This is a genomic window from Rhizobium sp. P32RR-XVIII (genome assembly GCF_012641395.1).
Taxonomy (GTDB): Bacteria; Pseudomonadota; Alphaproteobacteria; order Rhizobiales; family Rhizobiaceae; genus Rhizobium.
The window spans coordinates 13,883-34,939 of sequence record NZ_JABAIH010000030.1 but is presented as its reverse complement, the minus strand read 5'-3'; the positions used below and the strand labels follow the sequence as shown (position 1 = coordinate 34,939).

16 protein-coding genes and 8 pseudogenes are annotated in these 21,057 nt (G+C 58.1%); 10 read left to right on the top strand and 14 right to left on the bottom strand.

What is annotated here, in order from left to right:
* Positions 1-280 precede the first annotated feature (280 nt).
* Positions 281-799, bottom strand: a pseudogene (locus tag HGP14_RS33040) (XRE family transcriptional regulator); the annotation flags it as partial.
* On the opposite strand from HGP14_RS33040, the pseudogene HGP14_RS33035 reads away from it, so the two are divergent.
* Positions 793-1,533: pseudogene (locus HGP14_RS33035) on the top strand (IS6 family transposase); the annotation flags it as partial. The pseudogenes HGP14_RS33040 and HGP14_RS33035 overlap by 7 nt on opposite strands.
* A gap of 1,162 nt (positions 1,534-2,695) precedes the next feature.
* Here HGP14_RS33035 and HGP14_RS33030 read toward each other — a convergent pair.
* Positions 2,696-2,914, bottom strand: coding sequence for a hypothetical protein (locus HGP14_RS33030; protein ID WP_168834017.1), 219 nt, complete (start codon positions 2,912-2,914; stop codon positions 2,696-2,698).
* Between the two features lie 1,179 nt (positions 2,915-4,093).
* Here HGP14_RS33030 and HGP14_RS33025 point away from each other — a divergent pair.
* A complete protein-coding gene (locus tag HGP14_RS33025) occupies positions 4,094-4,303 on the top strand; it encodes a cold-shock protein (protein ID WP_168834016.1) in 210 nt (69 codons plus the stop codon).
* A gap of 152 nt (positions 4,304-4,455) precedes the next feature.
* On the opposite strand, the gene HGP14_RS33020 is transcribed toward HGP14_RS33025, so the two are convergent.
* Positions 4,456-4,878, bottom strand: a complete 423-nt coding sequence (locus tag HGP14_RS33020) for a TIGR02594 family protein (protein ID WP_168834015.1) — start codon at positions 4,876-4,878, stop codon at positions 4,456-4,458.
* Between the two features lie 263 nt (positions 4,879-5,141).
* Here HGP14_RS33020 and HGP14_RS33015 point away from each other — a divergent pair, with 263 nt between their 5' ends.
* Positions 5,142-5,939, top strand: a complete 798-nt coding sequence (locus HGP14_RS33015; protein ID WP_168834014.1) for an inositol monophosphatase family protein — start codon at positions 5,142-5,144, stop codon at positions 5,937-5,939.
* Between the two features lie 136 nt (positions 5,940-6,075).
* On the opposite strand, the gene HGP14_RS36590 is transcribed toward HGP14_RS33015, so the two are convergent.
* Complete coding sequence (locus HGP14_RS36590) at positions 6,076-6,561, bottom strand: sensor histidine kinase (protein ID WP_168834013.1); 486 nt, start codon at positions 6,559-6,561, stop codon at positions 6,076-6,078.
* Positions 6,562-6,708: 147 nt separating this feature from the next.
* Entirely contained in the window at positions 6,709-8,349 is a 1,641-nt protein-coding gene (locus HGP14_RS33005) for an MASE4 domain-containing protein (protein WP_246704734.1), read from the bottom strand.
* A 478-nt stretch (positions 8,350-8,827) separates the two neighbouring features.
* On the opposite strand from HGP14_RS33005, the gene HGP14_RS33000 reads away from it, so the two are divergent.
* The 5 genes and pseudogenes from HGP14_RS33000 to HGP14_RS32985 all read left to right on the top strand — a co-directional run.
* Positions 8,828-9,667: a class I SAM-dependent methyltransferase gene (locus HGP14_RS33000; RefSeq protein ID WP_168834012.1), complete on the top strand. Its 840-nt coding sequence runs from the start codon at positions 8,828-8,830 to the stop codon at positions 9,665-9,667.
* A 217-nt stretch (positions 9,668-9,884) separates the two neighbouring features.
* Complete coding sequence (locus HGP14_RS32995) at positions 9,885-10,199, top strand: hypothetical protein (RefSeq protein ID WP_168834011.1); 315 nt, start codon at positions 9,885-9,887, stop codon at positions 10,197-10,199.
* 441 nt (positions 10,200-10,640) lie between these two features.
* Positions 10,641-10,880 (top strand): annotated as a pseudogene (locus HGP14_RS36045) (MBL fold metallo-hydrolase); the annotation flags it as partial.
* A 28-nt stretch (positions 10,881-10,908) separates the two neighbouring features.
* Positions 10,909-11,058 (top strand): annotated as a pseudogene (locus tag HGP14_RS36040) (IS6 family transposase); the annotation flags it as partial.
* A gap of 356 nt (positions 11,059-11,414) precedes the next feature.
* Positions 11,415-11,729 (top strand): annotated as a pseudogene (locus HGP14_RS32985) (transposase); the annotation flags it as partial.
* A gap of 51 nt (positions 11,730-11,780) precedes the next feature.
* Here the strand turns inward: HGP14_RS32985 and HGP14_RS32980 are convergent.
* On the bottom strand, positions 11,781-12,251 hold the full coding sequence (locus tag HGP14_RS32980; RefSeq protein WP_246704733.1) for a YkgB family protein: 471 nt from the start codon (positions 12,249-12,251) through the stop codon (positions 11,781-11,783).
* Here HGP14_RS32980 and HGP14_RS32975 point away from each other — a divergent pair.
* Together HGP14_RS32975 and HGP14_RS32965 are read left to right on the top strand one after the other, a co-directional pair.
* Positions 12,250-12,450 carry a hypothetical protein gene (locus HGP14_RS32975; protein ID WP_168833992.1) on the top strand — a complete coding sequence of 67 codons (201 nt, stop codon included), beginning with the start codon at positions 12,250-12,252 and terminating at the stop codon, positions 12,448-12,450. The two genes, HGP14_RS32980 and HGP14_RS32975, sit on opposite strands and share 2 nt — an antisense overlap.
* A gap of 241 nt (positions 12,451-12,691) precedes the next feature.
* Positions 12,692-13,442 (top strand): annotated as a pseudogene (locus HGP14_RS32965) (IS6 family transposase).
* 17 nt (positions 13,443-13,459) lie between these two features.
* On the opposite strand, the gene HGP14_RS32960 reads toward HGP14_RS32965, so the two are convergent.
* From HGP14_RS32960 to HGP14_RS32925, 8 genes and pseudogenes are all read right to left on the bottom strand, one after another.
* On the bottom strand, positions 13,460-13,669 hold the full coding sequence (locus tag HGP14_RS32960) for a hypothetical protein (RefSeq protein ID WP_246704732.1): 210 nt from the start codon (positions 13,667-13,669) through the stop codon (positions 13,460-13,462).
* A gap of 46 nt (positions 13,670-13,715) precedes the next feature.
* The gene (locus HGP14_RS32955; protein ID WP_168834008.1) at positions 13,716-14,393 is read right to left on the bottom strand and encodes a YoaK family protein; all 678 of its coding nucleotides are present in this window, start codon (positions 14,391-14,393) and stop codon (positions 13,716-13,718) included.
* A 165-nt stretch (positions 14,394-14,558) separates the two neighbouring features.
* Positions 14,559-16,169, bottom strand: a complete 1,611-nt coding sequence (locus HGP14_RS32950) for an MFS transporter (RefSeq protein ID WP_168834007.1) — start codon at positions 16,167-16,169, stop codon at positions 14,559-14,561.
* Positions 16,166-16,608 (bottom strand): annotated as a pseudogene (locus HGP14_RS32945) (DoxX family protein). Before HGP14_RS32945 ends, HGP14_RS32950 begins: the two are co-directional and overlap by 4 nt.
* A 149-nt stretch (positions 16,609-16,757) precedes the next feature.
* Positions 16,758-17,384 (bottom strand): isochorismatase family protein, encoded by a 627-nt coding sequence (locus HGP14_RS32940; RefSeq protein ID WP_168834006.1) that lies wholly within the window; start codon positions 17,382-17,384, stop codon positions 16,758-16,760.
* A gap of 127 nt (positions 17,385-17,511) precedes the next feature.
* Positions 17,512-19,493 (bottom strand): annotated as a pseudogene (locus tag HGP14_RS32935) (amidohydrolase family protein).
* The gene (locus tag HGP14_RS32930; RefSeq protein ID WP_168834005.1) at positions 19,493-19,780 is read right to left on the bottom strand and encodes a XapX domain-containing protein; all 288 of its coding nucleotides are present in this window, start codon (positions 19,778-19,780) and stop codon (positions 19,493-19,495) included. Before HGP14_RS32930 ends, HGP14_RS32935 begins: the two are co-directional and overlap by 1 nt.
* A 63-nt stretch (positions 19,781-19,843) precedes the next feature.
* A complete protein-coding gene (locus tag HGP14_RS32925; RefSeq protein ID WP_168834004.1) occupies positions 19,844-20,533 on the bottom strand; it encodes a hydrolase in 690 nt (229 codons plus the stop codon).
* Positions 20,534-21,057 lie beyond the last annotated feature (524 nt).

The following is a 21,057-nucleotide window of genomic DNA, read 5'->3' as shown; positions in this document are numbered from 1 at the left end:
GATCTGGTCGGCCTGTGCTCGACCAGATCGTACTCGACGCCCTTGCGATCGAGATATGCCTGGAGTGTCAATGCAATGGTCACAATCCCACCCTCCGGGCGAGACCTTCCATTGTGAGGCCCCATGCCTGCGTCTCACAATGCTCAGCCGTCTTATATAACACGTCGGGCTCTCGCGTTCCAACCGTTCAACATGCGGCGAAGGTTGGGAGCGCAGCGCGGATCTGCGCACAGGCGGACCGCGCGGTCTCCCGCTGCCCGATCCGGTACCGGCTGGCTTCACCGTGTGGCTGCACTAGGAAGCGATAGACCGCCCATGCTCCGCCAAGCCGTTCATGGAGTGCCGGAAGCGTTGCATAGGGTTTTCCGTCGGAATCAAGTTGCCATTCGGGAAAGCGGAACCCACGCTTGGCGCCGTCTAGGCCCAATACCTGTCCGTTTTAGCGCTTGGTATTGATCGTGACCCGTGTCGTGCCAACCAGTCTTGCGAAATCGTCGGCGCTGAGCATATCCGCGCCGCCAAGGATCTCCGCTGCCTTTGTGCGTCCCCGGGCCCGGGCGGCGGCTAGTGCCTGCTCCAGCTCGGTATCCGGTCCGCCGCCCTCCTCCGAAAGCGCGGGAACTGCCGTCGCTTCCTCGTCCACCGGCGTCATGATCATCTCGCCTTCCGGGTCGACATCTACGCGGAAGCTCACGCGTCGGCCGGCGGTACGACTCCTCGAAATCGCCTGCCCGTATTGCTGAAGCAATGCCTGCACACGCTTGGGCTTGTCGGATAGGACCTTGGACGCCGATGTCACGTTGTCTGTGGCTTAACGGTTCGCGGATAATGGGGTGGAGATGAGCGAACCCACCGTCCGCTATAAGAACCACCGCTTTCCGCCGCAGATCATCGCCCACGCGGTCTGGCTCTATTTTAGGTTCCCTCTGAGCCTGCGGCTGGTTGAGGAGATGCTGTTGGAGCGTGGGATTGTGGTGTCGTATGAAACGATCCGGCGATGGGGCCGCAAATTCGGTCCGGCCTTCGCAAAGCGACTGCGCCGTAAGCAGCCTTCGCGACGAGACATCTGGCATCTGGACGAGGTGGTGATTTCCATCGGCGGCCAAAAACACTGGCTGTGGCGCGCCGTCGATCAGAGCGGCTACGTTCTCGATGAAATCGTCCAGACCCGCCGCGATACCAGGCCGCCAAGCGAGTGCTGATCCGGCTGCTAGAGAAGCAAGGTCTGAGGCCAAAGCGCATCATCACCGACAAACTGCGATCGTACGGCGCGGCAAAACGGAAAATCATGCCAGATGTCGAACATCGATCTCACAAAGGTCTCAACAACCGGTCAGAGAACTCTCACTTACCGCTGCGAAAACGACAACGAATGATGCAGGGATTTCGATCGGCCGGCGGCCTGCAACGCTTTGTATCGATATTTTCCGCAGTCAGAAATCTTTTCGTCGCACCGCCTCAAAACGCTCATCTCTCGCCACCCACATCCATCGTATCCGCGCCATGGCGCACTGGAAGGCGGTGACCGGCGCATGCCTGACTTTGCAGGTGTCACACCATCTTCGATCAGTGATGAAACAACGTGACATCGCCCGGCATTGAGTTGCCGGTCGCAGAGCAATCGTGTCAATCTCCAAAGCGAACGTGGCCAACAGGCGCTCACGGCGAACCCGCGACCCGATGGCAAACGATCATCGCGGCGCGAGCACCTGTTTGCGATTTTCGTGCGATCGGCTTTCATCAACGCCTGTGTCCGCGTAGGCGGCATGCTTATCCACGGGTGTATCGACCGTCGAACGCAGCCCCTCGTTTCGGGTCGGCGAACGTGATCCCGACAGCCTCTCCGTCCGAGCCGGCGATCCGGTGATCGCCAGCGCCCCGCGGCCGGACACGTCGGTGCCTGTCGAGCAGCCATGTCCCCGCCTCCAGACGGGAGCCTCACGGTATCGCAGAATCTCAACTTCACCCAGGAAAACGCCTTTCACTTTGCCGGCGCGCTGATGGTGGCCGTGAGTGGTCTTAGGTCGAAGACACGTTCAGCGTGTTGGTGTCCAGCGAGTACGGCGGAGAAGTGGGCGCCATCGCGCTCGAGTATCACGCGTGGTCCGCGGCTCTTGGATGCGGCCAATCCCGCTGGCGCTGTGCCCGATGCAAGGGAGCTTCGCCGCGGGCGAGCTGTCATTGTCCCTGAAATCTCACCCGCGCCCTTGCATCCGTCACGCTTCGCGGCCGGTAGGTGAAGTGTTGTCGCCAAGCGGCAACGGAACCTGAATTAAAGAAAGGATCAGGCGGAGCCGAAAAGGAAGCCTGGTGAAGATAATGAGAAAGAAAGTAATCGAAGATTTGCGCGATCGTGTCGGTTGCGCAGCCTTGCTCCAACACGACAGTTGGAAGCTTGATCTGAAGGAGAGCAATCAAGTATCGCCATGGTGCCAACATCGTTATCGTGATCCACGGCGATCGAGGCTGGTTCGACCCGCTCGCGCCAGCGAAAGGCGATGTGTTCGATCTCGCGCGGCATCTCGGAGCTCAAGGTTTCGCACAAGCGTGCGACCACGTCGCTTCGCTGATCAGATTCGTCCCGAGCCCGGAACCATGGCAACGCGACATACGGGGGGCATCCCACTCCGCTCGATTGCAGGACGCTGGATGTACCGCCGCATGCCGCGCACCGGTTCTCCCGCATGGCACTACCTCACCGTGACGCGCAGCCTCCCGACCGGGAAGCTTGCGTCGACGACGGCCATGTCGTCTTGGCCCATACGCGCGGTGCCAAAACCGGATGGTGCATCAGCATCGCGCCATCGCGAATGAGATTGTCGAGATCCTCCCCCGCTGCAGGCCCCGGCAGAATTTCGCGCTTCACATAGTGCTTGATCGGGTCGGAATTGCCGATCTCCCGGGCGGTCCGCATCGCCTCTCGCTACACCGCCAAATCGTGCGGATTGGTCGGTCTCAGGCGGACGGAACCGCGGCCCTCCGGCAGGGCCAAGCCGGGCTGACCGAAAAGACGTTGGCGGTGGCATAGCGTCACGTGACCTCGGAAAGATAAGGAGCCTCGATCAGAAAGATATGGAGATCGGGTGTCGGGAGGTCCGGCCGGTTCTTAACGAAGAGATTGCCTTCCGCGGCGTTGTTACGGCCCTATACGGGTTCGTGAGTCTCCCACAAACCCAAGCCGATGATCCGATAGTCCATCAAGTTGACACCGACGCCGGACACTTTTCCGGATGCGATAAGCTTTAGGCATTCACTCCATAACCTTCCGATATTTCACGCGGCTGCAGAAGATGCCTATAGCTCACCCGTTCACTATGAGCCTAAGGAGCGCTTTTGTGTCTGACCTAACAATCTCTGAGATTCTCGACGATCCAATGATTCACGTGATGCTCAATGCCGATGGGATAGCTCGGAATGCTTTCGCCCAGTTTCTGGAAAGCGCTGCTCGTGTTCATGCACGACGCAAAGAAACTCGGGGCGACCGCGTGCCGAACAGACGTGATCGTCCGGCGCACATCTGAGTTGCGATGCCAGACTCCAATTGCATCGTCAAATCCGGAGTTATTCCTGTCCGCCCTGGCAGCCTCGAGTAGCATGTGCTCTGGAGGTTATATTGCGGCAGCTCCTTATCCCAGCAACTAAGCTGAAGGGAAGCGTCGCCCTAACGTTGCGGTGGTAGTTGCTGGCATGACCAAGGTTCCGCCGATTGATTGCGTGCCTCTTCGCTATAAACGCCAGGGTTAGCGGCATCCACGACAGTTAAGGTGATGCCTGCGAAGAACTGAGGCACGGCCTTGTCCTGCTGGTAGGAAAACGGCTACCTGCGTGCTGGCCTAAAGCGTGCGGCGGCCGTAGTCTCGCGAGTCGGTCTGACAACAACGACTTCTGGCGCTGGGCACATCCGGTTGGCAAGACCGATCCCCGGATCGATATCGCTTATCGCAGAGCGGGCGTAGATACGCCTGACGCTTGATCTGCGGGCCGCCGACAACGTGCGTATCGCGACGACGACACTGGTTGATGATGTAGCCGCTTGCCATCCCACCGCTATTCTTCCTATGTTTGAGCCAACGCTAACAGATGAGGATCGGAAATGCCGAACGGGACAGTGAAGTTCTTCAACCAGACCAAGGGCTTTGGCTTCATCCAGCCAGATGATGGATCGACCGACACGTTTGTTCATATCTCCGCCGTCGAGCGGTCGGGTCTTACCACCTTAAGCGAAGGCCAGAAGGTCAGCTTCGAGATCGTTCAGGATCGGCGATCAGGTAAATCGTCTGCCGAGAACCTGAAGCTCCTTTAGATTTAAAGAGAGACAGGCACGTCAGGAAAGAAGAAGCGTTTTCGCTCAACGTTGCTCTCGTTCGCGAGCATTGCTTGCGACCGAAACGAGTGTGCGACCTGCCGTGCTCGACAAGGCGTCAGTTCATTGTTTCGAAGGTCGGCGGAAGTCTTCTATCGCCTCACAGCGACGATCGAGCTGGCTAGATACCTCGACAACTGAACACGGTTGGATTGATTACCGCCGAACAAGAAAACGTAACGACGTCCGGTATCAAAGTGGTGGAACAGGCTCACGTGAAATCGCTTGCCGGTTCGGGTCACCACGACGTCTCCCGCCCTCACAAAGTAGGGGGATACAGGTCTGCCAAAATTTATCCAGGAGACAGCCATATTCGGATTTGCTGGCGGTTGACGGGAAGAATGCTTGGCCACGTATGTAAGGAATGCCCCGCACCAAGATGTCCTGCGAGCATTTATCCCGAGAAAGGACATCGAACGTTCATGCATTTTGTTAAATTTTAACGCCATGCTGAGCATGTCAGCCTGAGCGGCGGGCACGGGAAGAAGCGCCAGAATTACTGCTAGAATAACCATCGTTGATTGCTTACCAATGTTTAGGTATTCCTGGGTATTCTAACAGTAAAGATGGAAATGTACATACCGATGATGAAGTAAGTCTATAATCATATTTAATATAGACACGCAACTTCTCTCGAAATCTTGGCAACGGCGTCTGCGATTGCGCACGAGGCCGGATCGCGGCACAAGCGATCGTTGCGATAGTTGCAGAAGCCCATATTCTTTGGCCCGTGCAAAAGTGTTCGTGTGAGGCGGTATGCTCAGATCCGGAGGCTCTTATGATCGATAGTGATCAGATACTTTCGTTAGCGCGGACAGCCGCTGTGATGGCGGGAAAGGCGGTTACCGAACAATGGGAACAGTCCCGCCAAGAGGTTCGGTATAAGGGCAAGAGCGACGCGGTAAGTACTGCAGACCTACGTTCGAAGGAGATCATCTCGGCGTACATACGGGCTGAGTTCCCCTCACAGCGAATCCTTTCGGAAGAAGATGTTGAAAGCCATGCATTTGACTATTCGGGGCCGTTATGGATTATTGATCCTATCGACGGCACGGCAAATTACGTCAGGGGCCATCCTTATTTTGGCGTGTCCATTGCGTTTGCCGTGGATGGCGTTGTGCAGGTCGGTTGCGTGCACGCTCCTGCTCTTCAGGAAACATTCACAGCCATAAGAGATCGAGGAGCTTTTTTGAACGGCGAGCCAATTCGTCCCTCCTCGACGGACAGCCTCGCGCGAGCCGTTGTGAGCACGGGCTTTCCTCACGAAAAAGGCGATATCGCGCCACTCTTGCAACGCATCAAAGTACTTCTGGCAAGTTGTCAGGATATCCGTCGAAGTTCGTCGCCAGTTCTCGATATTTCTTATGTCGCATCAGGGAGGCTGGATGCTCATACAGAAACGTTGTTTCCATGGGATATCGCTGCGGCAGGGCTCATAGCAACTGAGGCCGGGGCAATTCGAAGCAATCTTGTCCCCGTTCCCGACCACATCCCTGCTGATTTATGGGGAGAGGAAGTCGTCTTTGCTTCATCAGGGATACACGGAGCACTTGTGGCGCATCTTCTAAATAGCTGACACACAAATTCAATTTTCCGACTCTTGCGGGTCGGTGGCACCAAGCAAGGATGAAGGATCGAAAACTGCAGGAAACCGGTGGGTTCAATAGGCGGCGCATAGCCTTCAGCACCATGGACTGATTTGGCCATGTCCATCATCGCCATGAAGGCGGTAACGAAATCAAAGCTCTCGTCCGGAAAACTGTCATGGGCATAGGCTCATTCGCTTCCGCCCACAGCTTGCCCCCATGAGCATGGATGATTGAGCCGCATATCGACAGGCCCATGCCTGTTCCACTGGACTTCGTGGTGTAGAAAGCGTCGAAGACTCGATCGAGACGCACCGAATCAATACCGGGACCGGAATCGCGCACCGCCACGAGGACGCCTGCCAGGTCTTGTTCGGTGCTGATCAACAGTTCTCTTGGTCCCTCGTCAACCAAGCCCATTGCCTCAGCCGCGTTCAGAATCGGGTTCAGCAAAGCTTGTTGTAGCTGAACGTGATCTCCCAGAACCGGAACCAATTCTGCCGATAGCCGGGTCTGGACCGAAACACCATTCCGGTTGGTCACGCTTCGCACCAATATGACCACTTCATTGATTGCCGCATTAAGATCGAAACGCTCTTTTCGAAGTGGCACCTTCTTGATTTGCTTTGGGATGCGATCGATGATTTCTCGGCTCGATCGGCGTCGCTAGCGACACAGGAGAGCGCTTCCCTGACCTCGCCTGGGTCCGGCGGCTGCATCTCCGGAAAATTCCGGGCCGCCCGTGCGTTGTTGCGGGCGCTAGTGCTGCCGGTGGGCGGGCAACGTGAAGTGAAAAATGGCACCTCGGGGTAGATTGGCGGTCACCCACAACTGCCCCCCATGGGCCTCGATGATCGACCGGCAAATCGACAACCCCATCCCCATCCCGTTCACCTTGGTCGTAAACTGCGGTTTGAATATCAGATCGATTACGCTCGGCTCGACGCCCTTCCCCACGTCTTCCACCGACACCATCAGACAGCTGGAGTCGTCGACTTTAGACCTTAAGGAAAGTACCCGGTCCCCATCTTCAGTGGCCATTGAATCGATCGCATTCGTGATCAAATTCACGAGCACCTGCTGCAGCTGAACCTCGTTGCCCTCTATCGGTGGGAGCGATTGATTGTAGTCGGTTTGAACCGCTACCCGATGCGTCTGCAGATCGTAGCGCACGAGCGCCAGAGCTTCGCGGATCAGATTGTTGACGTCGAGCGAGGTCCGGATTCGTGCTTCGGTCTTGAAGAGCGTCCGAATATTATCGATCACCGCGCCCATACGGTGCCCGTTGTTCACGATTTGCTGTAATGCGGCTTTGGCCTCATCGATGTTGGGCGTCGCGCGATCAAGCCAGCGCAGGCTCGCACTGGCGTCCATAGTTATCGCCGACAATGGCTGCTTGATCTCGTGCGCCACGGTGGCTGCGACCGCGTCCCCCGTCAGCAGACGCACCTCGCGCTCGCGGCGTTGGCCAACGACTGCGCGCAGCAGTTCACCGTATAGCGTCGTCACTTCTTTCATCAGGGCGAGCAGCACAAGGCTGCCGGAAAACACGCCGTAAACTCGCCCGGCATACCAGCCGACGCTAAAGCGGTACGGGATAGGAAAGGCGGTGAGGGCGATCTCGATGATGTATGCGAACAAGACCAACATCAGCCAGAGATCGAGAACCGAGCGATGCCGCAGCCATAGCAAGACAAGCGCGACGACGAATAATCCCGCCATCGGTCCGACCACGTAGTACCAGAGATAGGAAACCTCCGCCGTGTCGAGCATGATGCGCGGGAGGAACGCATGGCCCGCTGTAACGAAAACTGTTGCGCAACAGACGAGCGCAGTAACTGATCCAACAGTCGTAAGGACCCTCGCACGAATGGAGCGTGGCGACAGCGCCTCCATCGAATCGGCATCCTTCAACAGTGTATAGACGATCGCGGACAGGGCGAAGCCCGCGTGGGACAGGACATAGAGCCAAACCGTACTCTGGAGGCCGCCGCCAAGGCCCCCCTCCGGCGCCAATACGCCTGGAAATGTGAGCGTCCAAGGAATTGCGATGAGCGCCGTCAGGAAATAGCCATTCGCTAGTGCGAGGAGCGCATGCGAGCGTAGGACGGAAAACTGCGCGAAGAGCAGGGCTGCGGTGATAGAGTCGATGAGGAAAATCGCAGTGCCGTAGGCGGGTATAAAGGCGTCAACCCGCCTCAGTGGCAGCCCAGAGAGGGGGCCTGCCACGATGACAAAGACAACGAGCAGCACGAACACAACGCCAAGCGCGAACCGCCTTTGAGCGACGCTGGGCGAAAGATTCGAGAGCACAAACTCATCCGCCCGTAATCCGGCCGCTGACCCTTCCACAAACATATTCGCCTCACGTCGAAAGCCCGCGATGGACGGCAATTTCAAGTTCGCCAGTCTCCAATTCGAAATCAGACTTCCAGAATGTGGTGCCTTTCCTACTTGCCCGACGAGATCGTCCGATCTCACTAGCCGGAAGCCGCAGGGCGCCCAAACCACAGTCTAATGCAAGCGATCACTTTCGCCAATGCCGGCACAAGGCGAGTGCAATTGAGCGATAGGGACGTTTCTCTGACCTAACCCCGCCGAAAGATGCGCAGCCCGCTAAGGCCTAGCTTATCCCGCTTTATGCCGCGTTAGCGGCTTCGTTGGTTCTGTGGCAAAGTTTGAGGTAGCCGCGATATGAAATTGATTTAGCGGTGCTCAAGAAACGGCAACCAGGGTTTCAAATTGTTCGCCAGACAGCTCTTTAGCCGTCCTTGTCGGTGTGCACCAAGGGCGATTATTTTGCGAACGAGCAAAGCCATCCCTCGCCTTTGCCCTTCGGCCTTGCTATCGAAGAAAAGCCATCATTGGGGATGCATGGATGTCTGCTAAGAACGAAACGTCGACGGGTCATGAAGCCAGCGGCGTCGACTGGCTCGATCTTCACTTCGAATCAGCGCGTCCCGAATATGAGGACGCGCTGGGGCAGGTCGGCATTCAGCCCGGCTGGTCGGTACTCGATGCCGGTTGCGGCGGTGGCAGCTTCCTGCCGTTGATCTGCAGTAGTACCGGCTCCGAAGGCACGGTCACGGCTCTCGACCTTGCACCTGAAAATGTCCGACGAGCAGAAGGAATGATGAGCAAGGTGAATGCCGGCCCGCTTTTTAGTGCTCACGTCGGCAGCATCCTCTCACTGCCCTTCGACGATCAATCTTTCGATTGCGTCTGGTCGGCGAATGTTATGCAATATCTCACGCCGGAGGAATTCAGACTGGCCACCGGCGAGGCGATCCGTGTTCTGAAACCTGGCGGCATCCTTGCCGTCAAGGATTTCGACTCCACGATGCTGCAGATCCTGCCGATGGATCACGGCGTTTTCAGCCGGTTTATGGCGGTGCGGCTGCGGACGTTCCGTGAGCGTGGCGTGCTTGGCACGGATTGCGGCTCGACGATTCCAGCGCGGCTGCGTGACACCGGCATGGACGTGCTCTGGCGTCGCGGCTGGCTCGTCGAGCGTTGGGCGCCAGCCGGCGAACATACCCGCGCCTATGTCCGCGATTTGATCGCCTACTTCGCGACGGTAGCGCCCGATTACGATCTACCTGAGAGCGACCGTCGTTATTGGAAGAGTTTGGCCGAGGATCCGGATAGCCTCCTTGATCAACCGGACTTTTGTTATCGTGAGTTTTTCGTCCTGACCCTCTGCCGGCGGGCTGCTTGAACGGAACAGGGCCTTAGTTCAGAGACGATCCGGAGGAGCCATCGAATATCTTTCGGCACATGGCCAGCATGTGCCGGTTGTAGTCTTGGTTGCGCATGGCGTTTTCAAAAATCCGACGCATGACCGGGTGCTCCCGATACCTGATGAGCGTATTCTCCCAATCGACAATCAGGTCTTCCCGATCCTTCTGTGACATGCCGAGATCGATGGCTTGGTTATGGGCGATAAAGACCATGCGCGAAACTTGTCCAAACAGTCGCTTCATGAAAATAAAGGCCGCCAGATCCTCGTCCTTCCAGGAAGGGTCGATCTCGGGCGCATAAGCCTGCCTGATAACGTCTGGCGGAGCATTGATGAGCATTTCGATCGCGCGGTCGAACTGGCCTTCTGCCTGCAGGATGAAGTTGACGGCGGCAGTGTCGGATTGTTTTTTGCCTGCTGGCGAACCAACCGAAACTGCCGAATGGCGAGAAGTATAGCGATGGGCGTTGAAATGCTTGCGAGCGCCTGCGCCACCATCAGCACGGTCTGAAGCGAAAATTGCATGTGATCCCCCAGGAAGAGCTCGCGCTTACCATGAAGCTCACGGGCGGACAACGATGGGCTGGCTCGTCCGACCGTCGTGTCCTGAAGGAAATAATTGTAGTGACCACCAATCTTCCTATCAAATTGATGTCGCGACCAGATTGCGACACGTGAACATCCGTGCGGTCGACGCTTAGGAGTGGACCGTCTCATGCATGATTACGCCTCTTAACGTGCCTTGCTCTTGAAAGGGTTCGAACCATCGACTGGGCCGATTTTCCTCGTGTGGCATATCGTTGATTTATGGAACTTATGGCTGCGTTGTTTGAGCGGCGCTGATACAGTTCGAAGCTGTTAAACCGGCCGCCGGGCCTAGGTAGAAAACTGCAAAACGCATTGATGGCGTGGAGTGGCCCTGCCCAACGAACCCAAGGACTTGCGAGGCGCGATGACTGTGACATATGACATTCTGATGAGCGGTTTTCCCGGCCGGAGCGGACGGGGTTTCCTCGGGTGGAGTACCATCGTGCTTCTCCATACGCCGGAGGGATGCGCGCTGTTCGACACAGGCAGCGCCGGCGATCGGCCGGGACCAATCAATGCGCTTGCCGCGCGCAATATTCCACTCAGCGCGATCCGCACGGTGATCCTGTCGCATCTGCATTTCGACCATATCGGCAATGCGGAATGTTTTCGCAATGCGGATTTCCTGCTGCATGAAAACGAATTTGCCTACTTCGAGAACCACGGCACCAGCGATGCGGCGGTTCCGCAGGTTTCCACTGAGTTTACGCCTTGTCGAGGAAATGCTGCTGGAGCGCGCGTTCATCGCCTCGTATGAAACGATCCGGCGATGGGGCCGGAAGGTCACGCCTATACGCTAGGCTTTACCCGACTGGAGTGACGCGCGACCGTGGCGATCTTCTCGGGCAGGATTCCGAAAGAGGCGGCATCCGATCCAAGCGCCGCAACAAACAGGCTCTCTGCGCCGCTAAGATTGTGGCGCAAATGTTTGTTGATTTCCCCAGCGCTTAGGTGACAGTCAAAGAACCAAGTGTCGGTTCGAAACTCCACCACTTCCTTGCCAAGCGTTCGAGTTCGCCTTTGATGTCGTCGTAGTTGCACATATGTCCCCGATTGATATGGGACTGGAACAACACTAGGAAAATAGTCATCACGTCGCGTGAGGAAGTCATCTACCCATTCCTTTGATAGGGCTGGGGCGCCGAAGCGGACGACGCGCGGCGGTCAACCGCGCTATTCCGATCTTGCAATCGAGACCGCTCTGATGCTGGGCCTGGTGTTCGGCTTGCGGCTGCGCCAGACGGAGGGTTTGCTGGCATCGGTGCTGAAACTGATGGGACTGGATCTCGCCGTCCCCGATCACACGACGCTGAGCCGACGGGCACGGAGGGGTCGATCATTTGACAGATGGCGAGGCCGCCCCGTTTCAGCAGAAGGGCCTGTGCACGTCCTCATCGACAGCATCGGGCTTGAAGTCTACGGCGCGGGCCAGTGGTTGGAGGAGAAGCACGGGCGTGCTGTGATGACGACCCACGCCAAGCAACCGGCTTCACATCTTCACATTTCAGGGATTACTACCGCATTGCCGAGACCGACTTCTGTGCAAAGCAGCATAGTTCTCGAGGGATGCAAACAGGAGGTTCAGCGATGCGGCGAACAGCACTAGATCCTTTAGGAGAAACTGTCCGATCGGGGCCGAGATAGCCGGGAAGCCGCCTGCCGTCGGTTCCGCGACACCGGGTGTGCTGAGGAAGAATGTCAGTGTGATTGCGAACGTTATCGTCGACATCGTAGCCCCCACCGCTGAGAAGAGGGGTACGAACGCGCCAGCGATCAGCGCCGCTGCAGTCGACAGCTCAATCACGCCGATCACGTAGCTGGCACCTTGTATGCCGAAGGCGACGTTCATCCAGCTCATGAAAGGGCTGTTTGCGATCAATCCCGCATTGCCGTTAGCCTCGTAGGCCGTGAATTTCATGCAGCCGAACCAGATAAATACGACGATGAGGGCGATACGGAGCAGGATAAGCGACATGCGCGAGCCGGTCGTTCTCTCTGCGATCATGAAATTCTGGTGCATTTTTAAGCCTTTTGCCTTTGAGGGCCGCCGTCCGTCGTTCGGCCCGGCAAGCCGGTTGGCGGCCAGTGGTTGCGAACGGATAAGCTCGATGGGGAAGGCTACCAATCAGAAGGGCGCGGCGGAAATTCCCTGTGGTTATCTTATTGATGTCTGATAGGCATTCGTTCCATTCAGGATCGAACGGTCTCGCCGCCCTTGGCATCCACGAAGTATTGAGGGGCCTCGCGACGGTCGTATTTTCCGTAGTCGCGTACGATCCGCATTCTCCGGATCCTGGCCTTATCATTCGGTGCCGACGTGTCCTCGTATGCCTGGGCTGCGGCGGCATCCTTCCATGATATGAGCAGGATCAGGTCGCCGGGCGTGAGCACTGCGTCGAAGATGTCCCAGGGGCGATGTCACGTTGTCTGCGGCTTAACGGTTCACGGATAATGGGTTTGAGATGAACAATCCCATCGTCAGCTACAAGAACCACCGCTTTCCGCCGCGGATCATCGCCCATGTGGTCTGGCTGTATTTCCGTTTCCCTCTGAGCCTGCGGCTGGTCGAGGAGATGCTGTTGGAGCGCGGCATTGTCGTATCCTACGAAACGATTCGGCGATGGGGCCGCAACTTCGGCCCGGTTTACGCCAGGCAGCTACGCAGAAAGAAACCGTCGCGCGAAGATATATGGCATCTGGACGAGGTCGTGATTTCCATCGCAGGCAGAAAACACTGGCTGTGGCGTGCCGTTGACCAGGATGGTTATGTTCTCGATGAGATCGTCCAGGCCCGCCGCGATACCAAAGCTGCCAAGCGATTGCTGATCAGCCTGCTAAGAAGCAAGGCCTGGCGCCGAGGCGGATCGTCACTGATAAGCTGCGCTCATACGGAGCGGCAAAACGGGACGCGATGTCCGCTGTCGAACATCGCTCGCACAAGGGCCTGAATAATCGCGCAGAGAATTCTCACGTGCCCGTTCGAAAACGGGAACGGATGATGCAGGGATTTCGATCTGTCGGCGGCTTGCAACGCTTCACCTCCGTCTTCTCAGCAATCCGAAATCTTTTCGTCCCGCCGCATCGGAAACGCTCCGCCCTCGCCACCCACATTCATCGGATCCGCGCAATGGCGCAGTGGAAAGCTATGTCTGGCGCAACAGCCTGAGTTCAATGACAAGCCTCTTATCCGCGCCCTGGCGAAACAACGTGACATCGTCGCTCGTAAGCGTCGCGTTGATCGATTGCGAAGACGTCAAGCAGGTAGCGTCCGGTCGCGATCACAACCCCGACCAGGATCACCCCCACGCCGAATAATTCTAATCCTGTCGCAAGCGGTTCAAGAATGGGTGCGATCAGACTTGCAATACCGCTCGCTTCACTGCCGATATCCATAACGATGTCCTCTCCAACTGGACGGATCAAAAAAGGGCGACAGGTATCAGGACTCGGCCCCAGCGCGGCTTGCAAAAAGAGCGACACTGGCAATGGCGACAGGCAGGGTGAACGCGAATGAGGGAGCGTACATATAGCCGATGGCACCAACGCCGCAGCCGAGAGCAAATGTCGCGACGGCAATCGCCATCTTGTTCACCCGTGCCTTGGCTATCGCGACCTCGTCGGCTTTCGGGTCGGCAAGAATGTCCGCGAGATCGAGCATGATCTGCGTGGTCGTGCCGGTCATCAGCGTCGAAGGCGGCGCCTTCGACAGATGCGCCTTGTGAAGGCCGTTCTGAATGGCCATCGCGGAAACCAAAGCCATGCCGACGGCCAGCGTGACAAAGCCTTCGTCCGGCCGAAACGGACCGTGGTAGAGTGCGTAGGCAGCAACGCCCGCAAAAAGCAAAAGCTTAATGACCAGCATGGGACGGATCGGCGAGACATCACGACTTTGAAGCTTCAGGCAAACCAGCCGAGAAACAAAGACGACCAGACAAAACACCGGCAGTGCCAGGAGTTTTGACAATGCACCATCGAGACCGTGCGCGATGGTCGCCCCCAAAGTCACGAAATTGCCGGTGACGTGGGCGGTGAACAACCCTGAGAGAGACAGGAAGCCAAGCGTATCGACATAACCGCCATTGAAGCTTAGCAGGGTGGGAAGGGACGGAATTTTCATCGCTGTTCTCTTGCTTTAAATCTGATGCCGCGATGTTCGGTCTCGCGAGGTGTCGATGTTTTGCCGTCAATTGCGAACCTCAGCAATTGCATCAATTGTTTCGAATTCATTGCGCCAAGTGAGATAATGGAGAGGGCGGCCAAGCCGCCCTGCCCTGTAATTTCATTATGCGGCACCCGGCCGGTTGATCGTCAGGAAGTGGCGCACGGCAGGTTTTTCAGGGCCGACATGATAGGTCAGGACCTTGCCCTGCAGGTCGGCGTCGGCATTGGAGACCCGCTTGTGCTGCCGAAGATGTTCAGCCCAGGATTCCACCATGAACCATTCGACGATCTTCTCCGGGTCAGCCGAGTCCTCGGTGACACCCCAGCCATAGGCACCATCGCGGCGGCGTTCGTTGGAAAGATGATCGATGGCGTGCAGGAATGCGCTGCGGTGCTGCTTCTCGACCTTGTACTCGATCAGGATCAGAACCGGACCACGGTCATGGGCAACGGGTTCCGCAACAAGCGGCTCAGGCCAGTGATTGGACGGCACCATGTCGGCATCGCCTGCAGGAAGCTTCAGGTGGTGCATGATGAACCCGGCCACAAGCAGTCCGGCGGCTCCGATGAGCAGGGTCGATTGGATGCCGACAGCCTCGCCGACCGCGCCCCAACCAAGGCTCCCGGCAGTCATCGCACCATTGAAGACGGTGAGGTAGACGGCGAGGCCGCGACCACGCACCCAGTTCGGAAGAACAGCCTGGGCCGCGCCGTTGAGCGTTGTCAGAGCAGTGATCCATGCCGCACCAAGGAACAGAAGAACGATGATGGCAACGATCTTCGGCGGGGCGAGTGACAGGACACCCATGACGGCAGCGGTGATCAGCGCGGCACCGAGAAGCAGGCCGTCGGAACTCAGGCGTTCGCGCAGCTTCGGCATGACCAGGGCGCCACCAATCGCGCCTGCACCGACTGCACCGAGCAGGATACCGTAGAAGCTGGCGTCACCACCGAGCAATTGCCGGGCAACAAGCGGAAGAAGTGCCCAAACGGCGCTGGCAAAGGCGAAGAAGATAGCGGCCCGCAGGAGGACGACATGCAGGGGGCGGCTCGAGCGGGTGTAACGAAGGCCGGCACGGAAGGCGCCGAAGAAGTTCTCCTGTAGCGCATCGTTGGCATTCTTCGCGCGCGGCCACCAAACCAGTGCGGCAATGACGAAGATGTAGCTGGCAACGTCGGCGCCATAGGTGATCCCGGCTCCAAAGGCGGCAAGAAGCAAGCCGCCAGCAGCAGGCCCGATGGAGCGGGCGATGTTGATACCGAGCGAGTTGAGCGCCACTGCGCTCTTGACGTCCTCACGCTCCACCAGTTCCGGCACAATCGCCTGCCAGGTCGGGCCCATCAGCGCGGCACCAATGCCCCCGAGGAAGGTCAGGCCAATCAGCGCGCTGACCGAAAGCATGCCTGTCTGGGAAAGGACCATCAGCGAGATGCTGACGGATGCCAGCAGGAGTTGGACTGCGATCAGGAACTTGCGGCGGTCGAGGATGTCGGTGAGAACGCCTGCGGGGATGGCAAGCAGGAAGATCGGCAGGGTTCCTGCCGCCTGGACCATGGCGACTGCGGCCGGTGATGCCGACAGATCCGTCATCAGCCAGGAACTGGCGACATCGCGCATGAAGCTGCCCGTGTTGCCGAGAACGGTGGCGATCCACAGAACCGCGAAGACCGGCTGCGCGAGAGGAGCGAAGGTGCCCGCCGAAGACGTGGTCGAGGTTTTGGCAGCACTCATTTGCCTCCTCCCTGGGTGAGATCAAATGCCGCGACGAAGACGAATGCGCCTGCGAGGCCAACATGTTCGAAGAAGGCGTTGGTCGCCATCATCCGATCCAGGCCGGGCGCCATCTCCCAGAAGCGCAGGGCAAGGAATGTCGCCATGAGGGTGAAGCCCGCAAGCGCCAGGGCTGCACCCCAACGGAAGAACCCCGAGATCACCATGGCTGACGCCGTCAGCTCGAAGACGATGACGACGATCGCGAAGAAGGCGACCGGATGGAGGCCGAAATGATCCATCTCGGCCAGCGCGCCATTGAAGTCGAAGATCTTGGTGGCGGGCCCTGGATGTAGGCGGCGCAGAGTGCCAGTAGCGACACGGTGCGCGTGGCCGGAGAGCCGACAAGCCGTGCCGGACTGCTTTTGACTGGATTCGAACTGTGAGATCGGTAGGTCATATCTGCTCCTGCATTTTCGCCGATTACATCGAGCGGCCGCGTTTGATGGAGCGATAGTGGCCGGTTATTGCCTCACCAACAATTGCAGCAATAGTTTCCATTTAATTGCGAATTCTGAAATTATGGGAGGTGGGGATCGGGGCCGGCGATCATCGCAGGCTTATACGGATCATGTCCCGGGCGTAGGCCAGTCCAATCCCGTAGCCGCCGGCATGAGCTTCGACGATGGTGCGAGCATCGTTGTAGGTTTCCTTGCGGGTCCAATCACGCTGCAACTCCAGAAGGACCTGGAGCCAGGACGTCATCGTTGCACCCGCGGCCTCCATTCTACGCAAGGCAAGAGAATGGCTCTCGGAAGTCACTCCGCCGCACGCGTCGGCTACAACGGATACGTCATAGCCGTCGGCAAGTGCTGAAAGAACAGGGAACGATATACAAGCCTCTGTCAGTAGGCCGGAGACCAGCAGTTTTTTGCGGCCTGTCTGAGCAATTGCCGTGGTGACGCGGTCATCTTCCCAGGCATTCATGTTGTGCCGTTCGATGGAAGCAACCTCCGGCAAAACGGCCTGAATTGTCGGCATGACCGGCCCGCTATAGACCCTAGAGGCAAAGGTCGACATCACAACGGGCAGGGCCTTGGCGGTCTTCGCGAGGGCGACCATGTTGCTGAGGAGCACCTGACGATCAGTCGATCCCACGCCAAAGGCAAGGCCCGCTTGCTGATCGATCAAGAGGACGGCTGGCGCTGAAGGTTCAAGGAGGGTAGTGGCAGACATTGATCGCTCCGACGTTGGACAGACTGGCCAGGCAAGTTTGTCGGCTTGCTCCGGCGGAAACACTGCGGCGGGGGTGTTGTCTCTGAACGGATCGGAAACGATCCGACCCGTTCGAAGCTCGTTAATCTCAAACGGCCCAGCAGGAGCAGCCGAGTGCACCGAAGAAGCCTTTTAGATCGGCGATTGGAAGCTTGGATGTCCAGGCTCCGGCATGGTCATGGCCATGGACGTCGCAGTCGCTGGCGCATCCGCATGTGGAAATCGCCGTACGGCGCAAAGAGCGAGCACCTGCACCTTCCGGTTCGCCCCAGGCCGCGTATCCGCCGAACCTGCAGACCGGCGACCAGTCGGGCATCGCCGGCGGCACGTCGTTCTCGTCGAGCGTCTTGAAGTCGCCCGCCCCGTAGACAATCTTGCCACCCACCATTGTCAGCTCCGACACGAGGAAGGAGATCTCATCCTCGGCGCAGGCAAAGAAGTCCTTGTCCGGCACCACCAGATCGGCGAACTGGCCCTTTTCGATTCGGCCCTTCTTTCCCTCCTCGTTGGAGAACCATGTGACCTTCTCGGTCCACATGCGCAACGCTGTCTCGCGATCGAGGCAGTTGGCGCGCGGATAGAGCTGCATGCCGCCGACCGTCTTGCCGGTCACCATCCACGACAGGGAAACCCAAGGATTATAAGAGGCAACGCGAGTGGCGTCGGTGCCGGCCGAGACGTTTACACCCTTGTCGAGCATCTTCCTGATCGGCGGCGTCGCTTCAGCAACGCCATGGCCGTAACGCTCGACGAAGTATTCCCCCTGGTATGCCATGCGATGCTGCGTGGCGATGCCACCGCCAAGCGCCGCAATACGGTCGATCGAACGATCGGAGATCGTTTCGGCATGATCGAAGAACCAGTTCAGCCCTTCGAGGGGCACGTCCTTGTTCACTTTCTCGAACACGTCGAGGGCGCGGGAGATCGTTTCGTCATAGGTGGCATGCAGACGCCACGGCCAGCGGTTCTCGGCAAGAATGGCACGACGTCTTCAAGTTCGCCTTCCATTTCCGGCGGCATGTCCGGGCGTGGCTGACGGAAATCCTCGAAATCCGCGGCGGAGAAGACAAGCATCTCGCCCGCACCGTTTTGGCGGAAGTAGTCATTGCCCTGTTTGTATTTGACCGACTGCGTCCAGTTCAGGAAGTCCTGCTTCTCTTCCTTCGGCTTCTGGGTGAACAGGTTATAGGCCAGACGAACCGTCATCTGGTTCTCGTCGGACAGCTTCTGGATGACTTCGTAGTCATCGGGATAGTTCTGGAAGCCGCCGCCGGCATCGATCACGCCGGTTACGCCGAGGCGGTTGAGCTCGCGCATGAAATGGCGGGTAGAGTTGACCTGGTAGTCCACAGGAAGCTTCGGCCCCTTGGCCAGCGTTGAATAGAGAATGCCGGCATTCGGCTTGGCCAGTAGCAGGCCCGTCGGGTTGCCGTTGGCGTCGCGGGTGATCTCGCCGCTCGGCGGGTTGGGCGTGTCTCTGCTGTAACCGACGGCGCGCAGAGCTGCACCGTTGAGCAACGCGCGGTCATAAAGGTGGAGGAGGAAGACGGGCGTGTCCGGCGCGACCGCGTTGATTTCTTCGATCGTCGGGAGGCGTTTTTCCGCAAACTGATGCTCAGTGAAGCCGCCGACGACGCGCACCCATTGCGGCGCGCGCGTAATCGCCACCTGGCGCATCAGCATGTCCATGGCATCCGCCAACGAGCGTACGCCGTCCCAGCGCAGTTCCATGTTGAAATTCAACCCGCCGCGCACCACGTGGGTGTGGTTGTCGATCAGGCCGGGCAGGACGCGCTTGCCCTTGAGATCGACGATCTTGGTGCCGGATCCAGCCAGCGCCATGATTTCGCTATCCGAACCAACCTCTTGGAACAGGCCGTCTTTGATGGCGACTGCGGTCGCGTTCGGATTGGCCCGGTCAAGCGTAGTGACGCGGCCGTTGTGCAGGATCAGGTCGGGATGCATGGTGTCTACTCCGGTCTGGTTGGGATCGGCGGCCTTCGCCGGGGAAAAGAGGTTCGAGAACGCCAGACTCGATGCGCCTCTCAGAAAAGATCGACGCGTCGTCATCAGCTATGATCCTCCATCCTCGCCTCCGCCTGATGAACACCGACAATGCTGTCGCCGCCCTTCGGCAAATGACCGAACATGTGCGGCTTGATTTGATGGATCCACGAGACCGCGGCCGGCTCCTTATTCATAAGTGTCTTGGCGAACGGTATCAGTTGTTCGCCGACCAGAATGCCGAGAAGGCCGACGAGTGCGATGACCGGTGGGGCGGGCGAACGCACGTTGAGCAGGCTGTAGACGATGCCAACAAGCAGGCCCGCGCCAAGCGACAGAAGGTAGACTTTCATGGGACGTTCTCCGGTTGCGAGAAAAGCCGCTCCGACGGGATTGTCGGAGCGGCAGGGAAAGCATTACTTCGCGGGGTTCGGGCCGATGCGGTTGCCGTGCTTTACGCGTTCTTCGGCTCCGTGAACCATCGTGTAGGCGTAGTCGATGCCCATGCCGTAGGCGCCGGAATGCTCCTTCACGAGCGTTGTGACCGCGTCGTAGGTCTCCCTACGAGCCCAGTCGCGCTGCCATTCGAGCAGAACCTGCTGCCAGGTGACCGGGATCACGCCTGCCTGCACCATCCGGTCCATCGCGTACTTATGCGCGTCGGCCGAAGTGCCGCCGGAGGCGTCCGCGACCATGTAGATTTCATAGTCAGGAACGTCGTGGAGGGCGGAAAGCGCGAAGGTCGTGTTGCAGACTTCCGTCCAAAGGCCGGACACGACGATCTTTTTGCGGCCGTTGGCGGCGTTCTTCGCCAGCGCATCGCGCACGTTCTGGTCGTCCCAGGAATTCATTGAGGTACGCTCGAGGATGTCGTTCTCCGGATAGACGGAGAGCAGTTCCGGAAAGGTGTTGCCCGAGAATGACAACGTCTCGACCGTTGTGATCGTGGTCGGAACATTGAAGATCTTTGCAGCCTTGGCGAGACCGACGACGTTATTCTTCAGCGTCTGACGGTCGATCGACTGCACGCCGAACGCCATCTGCGGCTGCTGGTCGATGAAGATGAGCTGGCTGTTTGCCGGGGTCAAGACTTCGAGCTTAGACATGAAATTTTCCTTCTGGTTGTTGGGACCGCGGATGCGGCTGGTTATGAAATGAGCTTGGCCCTGAGGAGTCGAAGCCGATGCTTCCATTGACTTCGTTGCCTCGGCTGCTGAAAGGAAATGTAGCGGGACGGGCGTTTGTGAAAAATAGCAATATTAATTGCGAGTGAATTGCCTTTATCGCAATAATAACTTTGAGTTCGACTGAGGTGTGGACCTCGCGCGGGGCTGCGCCAAGAGCCCATTCGTTCCAAAATGTTCTCAGGGAAATTTCATTCGGACAGTCGGCCCGGAGGTAGTTCGCAGTCTCACGACGACGTTGTCTTCTGTTTACTCTCAACAACCGCGATTCCAAGTTAAAGGTCGCTTTATGCCAAACCAGGCACCAAGCCCCATGTCGCAGCCCACCCCTTAGTGGACCCATCAGGACTCCGCTGTTTGGGGCGATGGCTCACATTAGCCGTGGGAAATAACTTCAAAGGAGAGATTGGAGAAGCCCGTCGTTGTGGAGTAACTATCCATGAATA